At 41.9% G+C, this 16207-nt stretch carries 8 protein-coding genes; all 8 read right to left on the bottom strand.

What is annotated here, in order from left to right:
• Positions 1 to 4: 4 nt before the first annotated feature.
• Positions 5 to 2413, bottom strand: a complete 2409-nt coding sequence (locus LQ201_RS23890) for a sugar-binding domain-containing protein (RefSeq protein ID WP_230146175.1) — start codon at positions 2411 to 2413, stop codon at positions 5 to 7.
• A 211-nt stretch (positions 2414 to 2624) separates the two neighbouring features.
• On the bottom strand, positions 2625 to 4406 hold the full coding sequence (locus tag LQ201_RS23885) for an NPCBM/NEW2 domain-containing protein (protein ID WP_230146174.1): 1782 nt from the start codon (positions 4404 to 4406) through the stop codon (positions 2625 to 2627).
• Between the two features lie 359 nt (positions 4407 to 4765).
• Positions 4766 to 6277: a family 43 glycosylhydrolase gene (locus LQ201_RS23880; RefSeq protein WP_230146173.1), complete on the bottom strand. Its 1512-nt coding sequence runs from the start codon at positions 6275 to 6277 to the stop codon at positions 4766 to 4768.
• 47 nt (positions 6278 to 6324) lie between these two features.
• Positions 6325 to 8277 (bottom strand): sialate O-acetylesterase, encoded by a 1953-nt coding sequence (locus tag LQ201_RS23875; RefSeq protein WP_230146172.1) that lies wholly within the window; start codon positions 8275 to 8277, stop codon positions 6325 to 6327.
• 154 nt (positions 8278 to 8431) lie between these two features.
• On the bottom strand, positions 8432 to 9910 hold the full coding sequence (locus LQ201_RS23870) for a cellulase family glycosylhydrolase (RefSeq protein WP_230146171.1): 1479 nt from the start codon (positions 9908 to 9910) through the stop codon (positions 8432 to 8434).
• A gap of 93 nt (positions 9911 to 10003) precedes the next feature.
• A complete protein-coding gene (locus LQ201_RS23865) occupies positions 10004 to 11218 on the bottom strand; it encodes a glycan-binding surface protein (RefSeq protein WP_230146170.1) in 1215 nt (404 codons plus the stop codon).
• Positions 11219 to 11250: 32 nt separating this feature from the next.
• Positions 11251 to 12831, bottom strand: a complete 1581-nt coding sequence (locus tag LQ201_RS23860; protein ID WP_230146169.1) for a RagB/SusD family nutrient uptake outer membrane protein — start codon at positions 12829 to 12831, stop codon at positions 11251 to 11253.
• Positions 12832 to 12842: 11 nt separating this feature from the next.
• Complete coding sequence (locus LQ201_RS23855) at positions 12843 to 16013, bottom strand: TonB-dependent receptor (RefSeq protein ID WP_230146168.1); 3171 nt, start codon at positions 16011 to 16013, stop codon at positions 12843 to 12845.
• Between the last annotated feature and the right edge of the window lie 194 nt (positions 16014 to 16207).

The following is a 16207-nucleotide window of genomic DNA, read 5'->3' as shown; positions in this document are numbered from 1 at the left end:
GAACTTAGTTCTTGTGGTTTAAATCCTTAATTGCTGTTTTGATGGTTAAAGTTTCCGCTGGTAAATCAGGCGAGGTAACCGTTAGTTTGATATCGCCAGCTTCATGTTTGCTCTTTATCACGACTAAAGCTTTACCTTTCCAAGCTTTACGTGTATTGCCCACGTACTGTTCAAAATCTTTCAGATCAGCATTATCCACTCCTGCAATTACGCCCGGACCTTCAATTTTGAAATGTAAACGGTTGGTCGCATTAGGTTGAATTGTTCCCGCTTTATCGGTTACTTCGATTGCGATATACGATAAATCCTGTCCATTGGCCAAGATCTCTTTCCGGTCTGCTGTTAGTGTTATTTTTGCAGCCTCGCCAGCAGTTTTGAGGACGGCTGATCCCGTTTCTTTATTGTCTTCTACCCCTACGGCTTTAATCAAACCCACAGCATATGGTACCTGAAAAGTAGCTTTAAACTGTTGTCCGATGGTAGTTGCCTCTTCGCCGATCAGTTTATTATTAAGGTAAAGCCTCACTTTCGGGTATTTGGAATACACTTCAACCTGAACTGTTTTTCCTTCGAAACCTGGCCATGTCCAACTTTCCCATGTTGGCCATACAGACCACCAGGTTTCTTTAATTTCTAAAGGTTCGGGAGCAGGTTCACGAACGGCCATATAGAGTTTTTCGTTGGTATTGTACAACATACTCCGGTAATGGGAAATGGGTTTCCGCCATCCGGTAAGATCGATATCGCCGCAGTAAGCGCCATGCCATGGAAAAAAATTATTTTCCCAGTGTTCACCAGGTGTATCCCCAGAATAATACCAACGGCCGATGCCTGACTCACCCAGATAATCCATCGCTGTCCAAACAAAATCACCGATTACATAATTGTTTTCCTGTACCAGTTTCCAATTGGCAAAAGCATCTTTAGGATAGGATTCAGTTTGAACAATGATACGGGAAGGCACTCTTTTATGATCGTCTGGCGCAGTATTCAGGTTGTAATTGTAACCGGCAACATCGTGTATGTTTATCAAAGAATCCAGGTTTTCCCATTTGCCAAAATTCACAACTGCAGAGGTTACAGGCCTTGTAGTATCTATTTTTTTTACTTCCTGCAAAAGCATTTTAGCTGTTTCAACAGCCTCGGGTTTTCCCCGTTCTACAATTTCGTTCCCTATGCTCCACATGAAAACCGAAGGGTGGTTACGATCCCTCAAAATCATTGCCTGCAAATCTTTTTTCCACCACTGGTTGAAATATTTTGCATAATCGTTACTGTTTTTTCCAATTTTCCAGCAGTCGAAAGATTCGTCCATTACGAGAAGACCTAATCTGTCGCAGGCATCAAGAAACGCTTCAGAAGGTGGATTGTGGGAAGTTCTCACCGCATTGAACCCACCGGCTTTGAGCAGTTCAACTTTACGCTCTTCGGCACGGTCAAAAGCAGCAGCACCTAAGCATCCATTATCATGATGCACACAACCGCCGTTTATTTTCACTGTTTTCCCATTCAATTGAAATCCATTTTCGACAGTAAATTTTATGGAACGGATGCCAAAATTGGTTTTTGTATCGTCCAGCACTTTTTTGTCTTTTACCACCTGAATCTGAGCCTCGTATAGATTCGGTGTTTCTGGTGTCCAAAGCATCGGGCTTGACACTTGTATCGTTTGAGTGATTTCCTTTTCGCTATTGGCAGGAAGCTCGACCTTCATCTGGCCATTACCCGTATTTTTAGAATTTTTATTCCAAATAAGGGTTTGTACAACAACACGCTGTGCGGATGCTGTTTCATTTTTAACCTTGGTTTTTACCAACACAGTTGCTTTTTTTGAAGATACGTCAGGAGTTGAAACAGCAACACCCCATTGTGCAACATGTACAGGATCAGTAACCATCATCCAAACATGACGATAGATTCCCGAACCACTGTACCAGCGACTGTTCATCTGTTGTGCATTATCGACACGTACCGCAATAACATTCTCTTTTCCGAAATTCAGGTAAGGTGTAAGGTCATAACTGAACGAAGTGTAACCATAAGGATACACACCCAGCGATTTTCCGTTGATAAACACTTCGGAATTCATATAAATACCTTCAAAATAAATAGCTGTTTTTTTTACCTTCCAGCTATCAGGCACCTGAAAGGTTTTTCGATACCAGCCCATCCCCGACGGAAAAAATCCACCACCTCCACCTGTAGCATTTCTAGGATGAGTTTTTCCTTCGATACTCCAATCGTGCGGTAAATCAAGTGTACGCCAACCCGAATCATTGAAATCATTTGCTTTAGCTTCTGGCGTATCACCTAAAAAGAATTTCCAGTCATCATCAAATAACTGTTTTCTTTCGATACCATTTTGTGCATATCCTGAAAAAAAGCTGATAAACAGTATGAATGCGAATACCATTTGTTTTGCAAAATATTGTCTTTTGTATAAATTGAAGCTCCTCACTTTGTTGTGTTATATTAATTTGTATGATTAAATGTTATAATAGTAAATGGCGGTTCTATTTTCCCGCTGATTTAGGTGATAATCGCTGAACATCTAAATCAGCGTATTCCGCGTAATCAGCGGGAGTATAAAATGACAATCCATATAATAACTTAGCACTAGTATCTTATCGCAAAGGCGTTATCCGATACAGTCCAGCCCCATGTTGTGGCAATTCACGTTCAAAGCTCCCATCAAAAGTTCCGAGATCTTTATGATTCCACAAATCGCGCACTTTTACTTTGCCTTTTATATTAATAGCTTCAAAGTTTACTTTTACATTGGCCTTGTCGGGAAAATCTAATGTTCCTTTATCAACCAAAACGCCAAAAGTCACTGAGCCTTTTTCTTGTGTTACGTAGCCAGTTGCTGTAAAAGAATCATATCCTTCAGGCAATTGATAAACGATCACAGACGCTGCATGAGCACCAATTCCCTCTCGTGTTTCATTATTTATAATAATTGGGTTGTTGTCGCAGGTACGATTTACATTTGCATCTCCCCAGCCTGAGGTTGCACTCAGCCATTTGAGGCTCGTCAATTTTAGATCGCCTTTGGGGCCATGAAGGACAGGATCTGCCCAAACGATATGATCCGAATCAAACCCGTTGCCTCCATCTTTCACGAGAAGAACAAGTTTTTTACCGTCTTTTACCGATACTTCTACCTTTTGCGAACTTCCATTGCCGGCAATTATTGGACTTACATAATCGGCATTGTTGAAATCAATATGCTCTCCCTTGCTTTGCGCGTTGAAAAGGGCCACATACTTATCTTTGCTATCAGGCACATCGGCTGTCCATACGATCAGATTCTTTTCGCGCGACACCTGACGGTTATTTATGCTGTGTTGATTTACTTTGAGCATTTCGGGATTGGTAAGCATTTCCTTCGTAAAATCGTCAAGCTTAGTCATATTTCCACCAAAAATAAGTGGTGAACGGCCAATAGCCCAAAGGCTCATCAGCGTATATTGTTCGCTTTTGGTGAAATTGGTCGGGCGTTTGAATTCAACAATTCCGATAGGCAGCATATCGGCATCTGGGAAATGTCCGGGCCCACGAAAAGGTGTCCACACATCCATTCGCTCAAACATCGCTTGCAACAATCCCCACTTATCCCAAAAATCGTCGGTGATACGCCACATATTGGCATGGTTCATCACATGATCGCCCATTTCAACCGGCGTTGCTCCCGGAGATAAACTTAACAGGATATGCCGCCCGGTTTTATCTATTGCTTTGCGAAGCGCCTCAATTTCTGCTTTTTGTACATCATCATAAGGACGCGAAATATCGTCGCACTTGATAAAATCCACTCCCCAGTCAGCATACATCTGCACAATAGAATTATAGTAAGCCTGACCTCCGGGGCTACTGGCATTAACGCCGTACATATCAGGATTCCATGGACAGGTAGAACTTTTAATGGCAATATCCTGCGCTTTTATGTTTGTGCCGAGTACCGGTGTATTTTTTTCAACAGCCTGACGGGGAATTCCGCGCATAATATGAATGCCGAATTTCAGTCCTTTGGCGTGCACATAGTCTGCAAGATGTTTGAAACCTTTTCCATCTGCAGCCGAAGGAAACTTTTTCAAACCTGGCGTTAAGCGGCCATATTTATCCATGGTAAGCAGCGCCTTCGGGTCGTAAGCATGTCCTTTTGATTCAGGCTCATACCATTGAATATCCACTGTGAGGTAGTTGTATCCGCTTGGCAAAAGGTATTTTGCCATCGCATCTGCCTGTTCTTTTATTTGCTGTTCGGTAACGGTTGTTCCAAAACAATCCCAGCTGTTCCAACCAAGAGGCGGTGTTAATGCCCATTGATGATATTTTTTTGGGGCTGTTTGTGCGTTTATAACACTAAAAACAAGTGCCAAAACCAAGGTAAGCGTATATCTCATTTTAATTAGGTTAATATTATTTATTCTGATTTTTAGAGCCTGTTTAAATTTTATTATAAATCATTAGTATGTCAGTCTGTCCAAAGGACTCCTGTGGAGAGCGTAGTCGAAGACCTGTTTTTCGATATATTAAAAGCAATCGACTCCGCTACCATTGACAGATCCCAGTAGAAGAATCGTCATTGCGAGGCACGAAGCAATCTTAAAGCGCTCGCTACTAGCGATAGTTGTAAGATTGCTTTGTTGGCTGAGAAGGCCTCCTCGCAATGACGATTCCTCGCTGGCACATAGCACTAAAAACCCTCTGTCATTCATACTGATTTTTATAAAATAAATTACCCCTCAGTTTGACATCATATCTATTTTATCGGAGTATACTTAAAGTTTTTAAAAGTTACCTTTCCTTCTCCGATTGAACAAAGGCCGATTCTTAAGCTCAAAAATCCGCTAAGTACATTGTGGTGCATGCCCGATACCTCAAAGGAATTTTCAATTTTGTTCCATTTCACACCATCTTTACTGTAATACATATCTACGGTGTTTTCTACATTTTTAAGACGCACGAACACATGGTTGTTCACTACATTTTTTTCAGCCGGAGCCCTCCAGCCACGCAAATCGGCTACGATATCTTTATTGTTGGCCAGTATCCCGGAAGATGCAGTGCTGTTGTAAAAAAGCGCCAAGCCAGCAGTTGCTTTTCCTTCAATTAATACTTCAACATCAACGGTGTAGGAATGGTCTTCAGGTATGCATAATAAGGGAGAACTATTGCCTATAGCACTTCCCTTTGCTTTAACAGACAAGCTGTTATTAGCCAATTTAAACCTGTTGGTATCCAGTTCTTCAAAGAATTGCCATTGAGATTTTAATTTATTACCCGCAAAATTGTCGTTCAGGTTAAAATTGGTTTTAGAAGGGGCCAAATTTGGCTTTTTGATCGGTTTACTGTCGTTTATACCTGTGGGTACTTTGTACCAGCCGTCTTTTGTCCATTCTATAGGTAGAAGCATCGTTTGGCGGCCTTTGTTGTAAAAGTCTTTTTCGTAAGCGTGGAACACCATCCACCAGTTTCCTTTTACATCATCAATTATGGTAGCATGCCCTTTTGATCTCCATTTTTCAGATTTTTCTGTTGTTCTTACAATCGGATTATAGGGAGAATTTTCCCATGGGCCGGACAGTGATTTTGACCGTGCGGATACGACCATGTGGCCCGTTATCGGGCCTGCTGTTCCACCTTCGGCCACAGTAATATAATAGTATCCTCCCTTTTTTATCAATTTAGGGCCTTCCAGGCAAAAACACTCAATAGACCAGTTTCTGGGGATGGGCCAACCTTTGTATGAACTCTTTTGGTTTCCTGTGGTGGAAAGGCCATCATCAGATAAAGCCACAAATCCTCCGTCGCTAAAGAATAAATATCTTTTGCCCTGCTCATCTGTAATATGTCCGGGGTCGATGTTGCCGATTTTCAGGTCAACCGGTTCACTCCATTTACCCTCGACCGAATCTGCGGTTACTACATAGTTGGTACCATTTGCAGGGAAATAGATATAAAACTTATTTTTATACTTCACCAGATCGGGTGCATACACAGAACCTACTTTTTTGTGTAAAGCATGGGTTACCGGTTTCCAGTTGATCAGATCTTTTGAATGCCAGATTAATAACCCCGGGTAATATTCGAAGGATGAATGGACCATGTAATAATTATCCCCATCGCGTAATATACTGGGATCGGGATAATCCCCTGCAAAAATTGGATTCGTATAGAAGCCCGGTGTCCTCGGGTGCTGAGCTACCTGGTACTGCGCTGTTGCACAAATGCTAAACTGCAGCAAAAAAATTGTGATTATAATTTTATTCATATATTTTATGCGGTAAAAAGTATGGTTAACCTGTTATTGATTATTTATTATTTTTGTGTAATTCCTTTCCAATTATCTGTTCTGAAAGGGATGGCAGGCAGACCTTCGAAATTTATCAGGTTACATTCCGGATTGTCAGCCCAGGCATAACGTACCGCTTTAGGATCTCGCACCTGATCGGCATAAACCACCACATATTTTCCCTTTATGGTGGCTTTCGCCCAGTAAAACTGTTGATCATTACCCGCTACCGAGAAGCCTGTTATTTCTTTGGCATCTTTGCTTCTAAGGCCAGCTGAAGCATTGGCAAAATTGATGTAGATGCGATTTGCTTCTTTCCGATAACTTTTATACAAAGGCCCCGATGCTGTTACGTTTTGTTTATACACCAGTTTATTGGCATTTAATGCCAGGCGCCGGCCAACCTCCTGTTTGTTTACTGGGTGGATATTATCTGCTTCACCGATATCGATGATGCAGGCCATATCAGTATTGGGTTGCAATAATGTTAACGTTTGGGCTTCCCTCAGTTCGGCCCATTCACTTTCGGAAGGAAGCGGCTTTCTTGTTTTGAAATTTGCGAGCTGAACATACAGAAATGGCAGATTGCCCTGTTTCCAACGTTTTCGCCAGTCGTCAATCAGCATGGGAAATAACTTTCGGTAGTTATAGGCGTCAGCCTCATTGGCTTCTCCCTGGTACCAGAGAAATCCTTTGATTCCAAAAGGAATAACCGGATTGATCATTGCATTGAACAGCAATGAGGGATAATTTTGATAGTTTTTTATTTTGGGCAAACCTGGTTCAAGGTCTTTTTGGTAGCGCCATTTTCCAGCTAAGGAAACTTTAATGGTACCATCAGTGATATTAATTCGCTCCGCTGGAGGATTTAAGCCACCGCCACCCCATAACATTGCTACCCTGAGGCTAATCGTATTTTCACCTTTTCTAATTAATTTAGCAGGAATGGTATGGGATTGTTTCGGATCACTGTTCCATATGGTTTTACAGATTTCTTCGCCATTGAAATACATCGAATAGTTCATCTCCGGGTGCCCGAGATGCAGGGTTAAGTCTTTTCCGGAAAAGGATTCGGGCAAGGTTATCTTTTTACGCAGCCATACCATCCCTTCATAAGGCCCGATGCCAAAATCTTTGATCAGCCGGGGCATTTCTACAGTCGGCCAGCCCGAATCGTCATACCCGGTTGCTGATATTATTTTATCTGTATTATTTTGCGGATGATATACGATATCCCAGAAGCGGATCAGCTTAAGGCTATCATTTACAAAACTTTGTTCACTTAAAGTATCGTTGGCAGCTATATTTGTTTTGGTTACCGGTGAAGTCAGCAATTGCGCCCGGCTTGTCCACGATTCTATAGGCGTGCCTCCCCAGGTGCTTTGGATAATGCCAATGGGAACACGCTGATCATGATGTATTTTTCGGGCAAAATAATAGGCAACAGCCGAAAACTGCGGCACGTTTACAGGATTACAAACTTCCCACGTTCCCCCTGGGATATTGTACTGTGGTGTTAATTTCTTATCGTGCGCTACCTGAAGCAGGCGTATTTCGGGGTAATTGGCATTTGCAATTTCATTATCTGCATTCAAGGATTGCTTTACCTGCCACTCCATATTCGATTGCCCGGAAGCCAGCCATACATCGCCAATAAGGATTCCATTAAGCTTGGTTTCTGATTCCGGTTTTCCCTGTTCTGAAATTTTAAGTGCATAGGGGCCGCCTGCTTTATGCACCGGAAAACGGACCATCCATTTTCCCTTATGATCTGCTATCGCGACAGCACGGAATCGCCCGAGCTCAGCTATGATATGTGCGCCGGGCGTAGCGTTTCCCCAAACCGGAATTTTAATGCCTCTTTGTAAAACCATATTATCGCCAAAAATTTTTGGCAGAACAATCTGGGTATAACCTTTTACCTGGATAAAAAGGAGCAATATAAAAAATATAAACCAGGCTTGTATTCGTACGCTCATTATTTGTGTGTATAATCATTCTCTCTCGGAGATGGAGGTTTTCATCCATCAATTGCTAAGCTTCCACCTGGCCGGGAGATTTATATTTACCAAAATCTACGGCCCTTGAAGAACCGTAGATTTATTACTTCTTAATGTATAACTATAGCTGCTTTTATTTAGATCCAGCTATAAGGGCATTTACGATCCCCTGATCGAGAACTTTATTATTTCTACGGTCTAAAACGCTGCCTTGTTCCCAAAAGAATGGCTTAAGGCCAGATTTAATGGCCTGTTGGGTTGAATAAGTTGTCCAATAATCTATCGCCTCATTGTGTTTTGCCATATCTGAAGGCAGGTAATTGGGATTTGTTCTCCTGAAAGCTGCGTATTCACCCAGTATTACCGGAATTCCTTTATCGACAAACTTGGCTTTCATCAATGCATATAATCTTGATACTTCATTTTCTTCACCCCAGGTTGCATTTCGGCTCGGATCGGTAACCGAATGATGCCCCGTTCCCCAGTAGTAGAACATTTTACCCCAGCTGGCATCACCATCAAGCAATATTGTAAATTGAGATGGGGTATAGTTATGCACTTCAACCATCATGCGGTTAGGTACCTGGTCTGTTGGAAGGGTATTCATCAGATTATTTGTTTTTTCGAAATCAGTACCTGGCCCCTGAACAACCAGCACCCGATAGCTGTTCCTGCCACCTGTAGCGCGAACGGTATTTATAAATGTTTGGTGGTAACTGTTTAATATTGCCATCTGTTCTGCATTTTCGGCAGGAGGTTCATTTGCACTGGCAAACATCAGGTGCTCATCAAAATCTCTCATGGTTGTAGCAATCTGCTCCCATAAGGCCTTTTGTTTCGCATTAACCAGATCTTTCTTCGCTTGGTTGATATTCTGATCCAGCCAGCCCCCATCCCAGTGGATATTCAGCAGCACATACATATCATTGTCTACACAATATTTAATTACTTCTTTAACACGGTTAAGCCATGCAGGATCGATGGTAGCCTTTTGCTCATCGCTCAAATGTTTCCAGTTCCAGGCGCAAGGAATGCGTATGGCATTAAAACCTGTCTGTTTTACAAATTTCACATACGATTCGGTAATCTGGGGGTTACCCCAACCCGTTTCGCCGCCCTGAGCTTCCATTGTATTCCCAATATTCAGACCCAAATTCATTTTCGCCGCCAGTTGTACCGCTGTGCTGCCCATACCTGTTTGGTCAGGGGCTTTGGGCGATGTATTATAGGAAGGATATAGCGTGCTCGTTTGCGAGATCGTAACCCTTCGGGCCTGTCCGTTATCCGAGTTAACCACCATTACCGCAGAACGGGAAACACCTGTAAGGTTAGGCATTGCGGTTAACTTTAATTCAGTATTTCCTTCACTTCCTGCGGTCTGGCTAACCTGCAACCAAACATCGGCAGGGTTTTTAGTGTTCCATTTACCATTGCTGGTAACCGTTATATTGGAGATGCCTCCATCAGGCAGAAAAGCAACATCCGATGTAGAAATGTTGAGCTGGGGTTGAACTTCTTCTTTCTTTTTACAATATGCGGTAAGCAAGCTAAAGGCGAGCAATACCAACATATATAGGCATCCTTTTATTTTTACATTTCCGAAGCGGCTCATAAGTTTATTTATTTTCTTCCGAAGATGATAGAAAATCTTCGTTACTATAATTAAAGCATACCGGCCCGTAAAATTACGGGCCGATGGTATTGCTTATCTTGTTTTTACTATCCTGATATTATCAATAGCGGCTTCAAAATCGGTGACCACCGTTGAACCATCATTGGTAAAAGTGACGTTGATTGCTCCGTTTCCGGTCGAACCGAGTAACTCGGTTAAGGTTGGAGATGGCAGTCCGTTCTTTAAAAAGTTCGATAATGGAACAGTGACTGTTTGCCAGCCATTTGTTTTAAATGAACCGTTAGACCCGTTTGCATTTTTCCAAGGGCGATAAAAAGCAGAATAGGTAAATGTATAGTCTTTAACAATCTGAATGGAACCATCGGTCCACGGCTTCTTAACCGCTATTTCAAATTTTAATGAATACTTGTTCAGGGTATCTTGCAAATTGGCTGTAGGAACCCATTGAACAGCGTTGGTATTGATGGAACGTCCGCCTTCCCACCAGCTTCCATTACCAGCAGGGATATTTGTGGCTTTTAATATCCCATAATTACCATTATTCCCAGGGAAATTAACAGCGCTGTTCGAAACATCGGAACCCCAGCTAAAGGTATTTATACCATCATAGTTATTTAAGACACCTGTTGTAAAATCATGAACGTTGTAAAAGGTGGTGGCTGTACCCGATTTTGTGGTCACAATAACAGGCCCAGGTGTTGAAACACTTGCAGGAACTGCCATACTTATAACGGTACCATCATTTGCGCCCTTAAAGCCCGTAACCTCTACCCCCGCATAGCTCACCCGTTGAATAAAAAAGAAATTTAATCCTTTTATCGTAACGCTATCGCCGGGATTGGCGCTTTCATTTGATATTTCGGAAATCGTGGGTGCAGGAGCAACGATCGGAAATGAAAAGGTCGTTTCGCCCTTTGTAGTTACAAAACGTATGGTATTAAGCTGCGAAGGCTCTACCAAAGGGAATGGAATTACTGCCGGCATTAATACGATTGCACTGGTATCAGAAAACCAAGCATCGTTAAATGAGCCCTTTACTCCGTTAAAATAAATCTGGAGTGCCCCTTTTAGGTTACTCCCTGTAATTACAACCCATTTTCCGGTTCCTACTCTGGTTAGGAGCGAATCGCCCGGACTGGGTACATAATTACGTACACCTGTAATAACCGGCGGACCTGATGATGATGATGAGGATGCATCTTTTTTACAGCCTTGAACTGCAAAAAATATTATTGCAACTAAAATAAGTAACAAATGGCTATTGGCCCTGTTTAACAGATTTTTCATATCTTTTTTGATTAAAAATAAATTAGTCCTAATTAATAATATGCCACTGGTGGATCCAATAATTTCGGATCGGCAGTTATCTCTGTGGCCGGTATAGGCAAAGTAAAGGTTGCAATGGTAGGTGCAGTAATCACGATCCCATTGTTATTTCTGGTCTTCTTCCCTGTAGCCGGATCATAAGCAAACTGAACCCTGGTTTTCTTCTGAATCTGATTGTTCAATAAGTTAATAGCCCCTTGTGGATTATAATATGAAAGGCGAACCAGATCAAACCAGTACTGCCCTTCAAATGCAAGCTCAATCCTTCTTTCATTTCTAAGTGTTTCTGTAGTAATTGTTGTTACCGGATCAACACCAGCCCTTTTCCTTACCATGTTAAAAACCCTTAATGCCTCTGCATCAGAAGTTGAACTACTGGTACCTAGTAAGGCCTCAACATATACCAGATAAACATCGGCCAGGCGTAAAACCGCATTATGTTCGCTAGAAGACCAGATGTCCATCGTTGGTGAATTATTATCGATGGCAGTACCAACAATATGCTTTTTAACACTGCATGAGGTTGCGGTATATCCTCCGCCAGCAGCATTCAGTTCGGGATAGTGATCGCCTGTAAGCATGAAAGTCGCTTTGCGCCGTATAGAATCCTGAGGTGTATATAAGGTATCAAGATCAACGGTTGGTCCAATGGCACCGCCCCATCCTCCACCAGGAGGAACTATGCTTCCGCTGGGTGCAAACTGGGTCTGGATCGCATTACCATTTCCATAACCTACACCAGGTGCCCACTGAAAGGCAAAAAGTGATTCCTGGTTATCATTAAACTGTGTTCTGAACAAATTGTAATAACTTGGCAAAAGGGTTAATCCACTAGTATTGATCACATTTTTAGCAAAAAATGCAGCACTGTCTAAATCTGACTGGCTTCTGCTTCCGCTGATACCAGCTTTTGTTAAATATACTTTGGCCAGCATACCCTGGGCAGACCAGGTAGTTACCCTTCCCGTCTGATCGCGTGGCGGCAACGCGCCTGCGGCAAACCTTAAGTCGCTGATGATAAATTTGTAAACATCGCTCAGCCGGTGACGTGGCAACAGGGGATTTTGTATTAATTTATCATTATCCTCAATGATGGGTACTGCTCCCCATAACTGTGCCAAATGAAAATATGCAGTGGCACGCAAAAACTTCAGTTCGCCAAGCGCCCCATTTCTACTTTTGAGGGATACGCTATCTGGTACTTTATTAGTGATTGCCTTAATATTGGTGTTACAATGCGCCACTATTTTATAAAAACAGCGCCAAGATGTACCAATCTGTGAATTATTGCTAGTTACCGCAAAGGAAGTCAACTGGGCAAGGTCGGCATTATAAGGCTGCAACATATTGCCGCTCAGAATGTCGCCGATACCAAGCAAAGGAAAAGTGTTCCAATCATTCCATGGTTGCGCGTAAATGGCAGCTGTGGCAAGCCTTAAATCCGCAGCGCTCTTATAAAAATTATCTGTTGTTATTTGCGACAAGGGCGCTCTATCCAGAAAGTCTTTTTTACAGCCGCTTATTATTGTGGTAGCGGCGAATAAAATGAGTATGTATAGTTTAATATGTTTCATAATTTTTGGTCTTAGTTGTTTAAAATAGAGATGTTGGCACCAATAGTAAACACACGTGGCTGCGCATAATATCCATTATCTACACCTGCTGCTAAGGGATTCCATGAACCTATCTCAGGATCGTAACCGTTATATTTTGTAATTGTAAATACGTTGGTTACCTGGGCATACAGGCGCAAGTTTTTCAGGTGGATTTTAGATAAAAGGCTCTCTTTAAAATTATATCCCAGTGTAATGCTTTTACACCTTATAAAAGAACCATCTTCGATATATTTGCTCGAAAAACGTTGATTATCGTTACCGCTGGACTGACTGATTCTGGTGATACTGGTTTCGGGATTGGTAATATATACGTTGTTGATATCAGCAGCAGAACCGGCAGGATTAATTAACCCGATGCGGGCAAAATCTCCCACATTTCTAAAGTATCCAAAATTCTGATTCGGGTTTTCGGCATCTACCCTTACCTGGTTATAAAGTTTATTGCCATAATTGCCGGCCATAAAAATATTCAGGTCGAAGTTTTTATAATTAAAGCTGTTGTTTATTCCAAACTGGAATTTCGGAATTGGCGAGCCTAGATAAACCTGGTCGCTTTCATCGATCACGCCATCGTTATTTTGATCCTTAAATATAACATCACCTACCCATACGCCTCCCGAACCATTGGTAATTGGTATTGGAAGACCTCCTTTTTGCGGCAAGGCAGGATACTTTTTAAAATCTTCTGCATTTTTATAGGTACCCAGCGCTTCATAACCATAATATTCCCCAATCGATCGGCCCACCGTTGATTTGGTAATTGCCGTGTTACCTGCATAACCGTATAGTGCGGCAGCATCGGTATTTAAGGTGAGGATTTTATTGTTGTTACGGGAAAATGTCAGATTACTTCTCCAGTTGAAGTTTTTAGATTTAATATTATGGGTGGTTACAGAAAATTCAATTCCTTTATTACTCACAGAACCGATATTGATATAAGGAGACTGGATCGATCCCGGGGCATAGCCTGTAGCATCAACCATACCTGAATATAATGGTAAGGTGAGGCTTAACAATAAGTTATCCGTTCTTTTATAATATGCATCTATCGAAAAGTCGACCCTTCTGTTCAGTATACTTACATCCAAACCGGTATTATATCCTTTTGTTGTTTCCCATTTTACATCGGGATTACCACTGGTAGCAATCAACTGCGAATTACCCGATAATGATGTTGCTACAGTCATTAAAGTTGAGCCGTAGGCATAATCACGAATATTTTGATTATTCTGCAAACCATATCCGATCCTAAGTTTCAGATCATCGATCGCTTTTACGTCTTTAAGAAATTTTTCCTGTTTTATTTTCCAGGCGAATGCACCAGAATAAGTGGTCACCCATCTGTTATCAGCAGCAAATTTGGATGACCCATCATTGCGGACGTTAAGCGTAACGTTATACTTATCATCGTATTTAAAATCAATACGACCGAAATAGGACTCTCCAGCTGTTTGTCCTTTATCGCCAGAGTTGGTTGCCGTTGTGGCATCACCCCCATTTATGGCCTGTACATTATTGCTGGGAAAATTTGTTCTCTTTGCCGATACGTTTTCATAATCCCACAGTTTAGACTCGTGCCCAACCATTGCATTCAGGTTATATTTGTTGGCAAAAGAATGCGAATAGGTTAGGTAATTGGTAAGGGAATAAAATGTATTTTTTCCGCTAAAATAAGTTGCCGAATTAGAGGTTTTGGTGTAAGCGCCCATCGTATAAATAGGATCAAACTGATCTTCGGTAGCCGTTGTAAAATTCCCTGAGATCTCATTGCGCAGGGTAAGTCCTTTGGCAAACTGAATTTCTGCATAAGCATTTCCGAATAATTCGTAACGGTTCTTAAGGTCTTTTACGATTTTCGCCAAAGCAAATGGATTGAATCCGGTAGCGCCATAAATATTGGGATCATTGCCACCCCAGGTACCATCTGGATTTATTACGTTTACATCCGGCGTTTGGTTTAACGCTTGTCTGATTACACCTGACCCAGATGTAGTTACATTTTCTTTTACATTGGCCAATTGCAGGCTCACCCCCATTTTTAACCAATCGGTTGTTTTGTTATCCAGATTCAATCGGCTGGAGATCCTTCTGAAATCAGATCCCAAAGCAATTCCATCCTGAGAAAAATAAGTTCCTGAAAGATAATATTTCGTTCTGGCATCACCTCCGGTAAGGGCCACATTATGATTTTGCATGAGTGCGGTCCTGAATAAGGCTTTTTGCCAATCAGTTCCCACGCCCAGGTATGCCGGATTTGCAAACTGCGGTCTGAGATCATAACCGATGATTGCAGCCTTGTCATTCATAAAGGTTGCATATTCCTTAAGGTTCATTACTTCATAGTATTTGGGCAGCGCCTGGGCACCTGCATAACCATCGTAGCTCACTACCGGAGGACCAGAAACCCCTCGTTTAGTAGTGATGATTACCACACCGTTGGTTGCCTGTGCACCATAAATAGCGGTAGCTGAAGCATCCTTCAAAATATCTATTGAAGCGATTTCGGATGGATTGATACTGGATAATGGATTTGTACCCTTATCTCCGGTTGAAGGCAAGATCTGAAGACCATCTACTACATATAAAGGAGGATTATTACTAAAGCCCGATAGTCCGCGGATCTGAACAGAAACACCTCCACCTGGCTGGCCGGAAATCTGTTGAACCACAACACCGGGAACTTTTCCCTGCAGTGCCTGATCAACAGTTGTTGGCTGTGTTCTAAGGAGTTCCTTGCCAGAAATCGAAGATATAGATCCCGTAAGATCACCCCTGGACTTATCACCATAGCCAATAACAACAACTTCATCCAGTTTAGTAGATTCGATCCTTAAGGTAACATTGATGACACTACCATCACCGATCATTATTTCCTGTGATTGAAAACCGATCATTTTGAAAACGAGTACATCTCCAGTATTTGCCCTTATAGAATACTGTCCCTGTTCATTTGTTGATACAGCCGTGTTCTTAGCCTTGAGCAGCACGGTGGCTCCGCGCAATGGTGCGGGATTGTCGTTCCCCACGATCTTTCCTGTAATCTGCCTCTCCTGGGCATAACCTTTTAAGTGCAGAAGCACTAAGAAAATTACCACCAGCAAAAAAGCCGGTAATTTCCGAATAGAAATTGTTTGGTTCATATTTGGTTTATTTTGGTTTGTTTCGCCCCTTATTAAGCAGCAGCCCTTAGAACAGCAAACGTAGATGAGTTTATTCTTCCGTGATCACTGATCTTAATTGCCTGCCATTAACAAGTGGCTTTGAATAGTCAAATATAGTTTCAAGTCAAACTGACGAATGCCTCAAATGATACAAAGAAGGATATTTTTGTTAC

This window comes from Pedobacter sp. Bi126, from assembly GCF_918698245.1.
Lineage (GTDB): Bacteria > Bacteroidota > Bacteroidia > Sphingobacteriales > Sphingobacteriaceae > Pedobacter.
The sequence above is the reverse complement of the archived record's forward strand: the minus strand, read 5'-3'. Positions and strand labels throughout refer to the sequence as shown.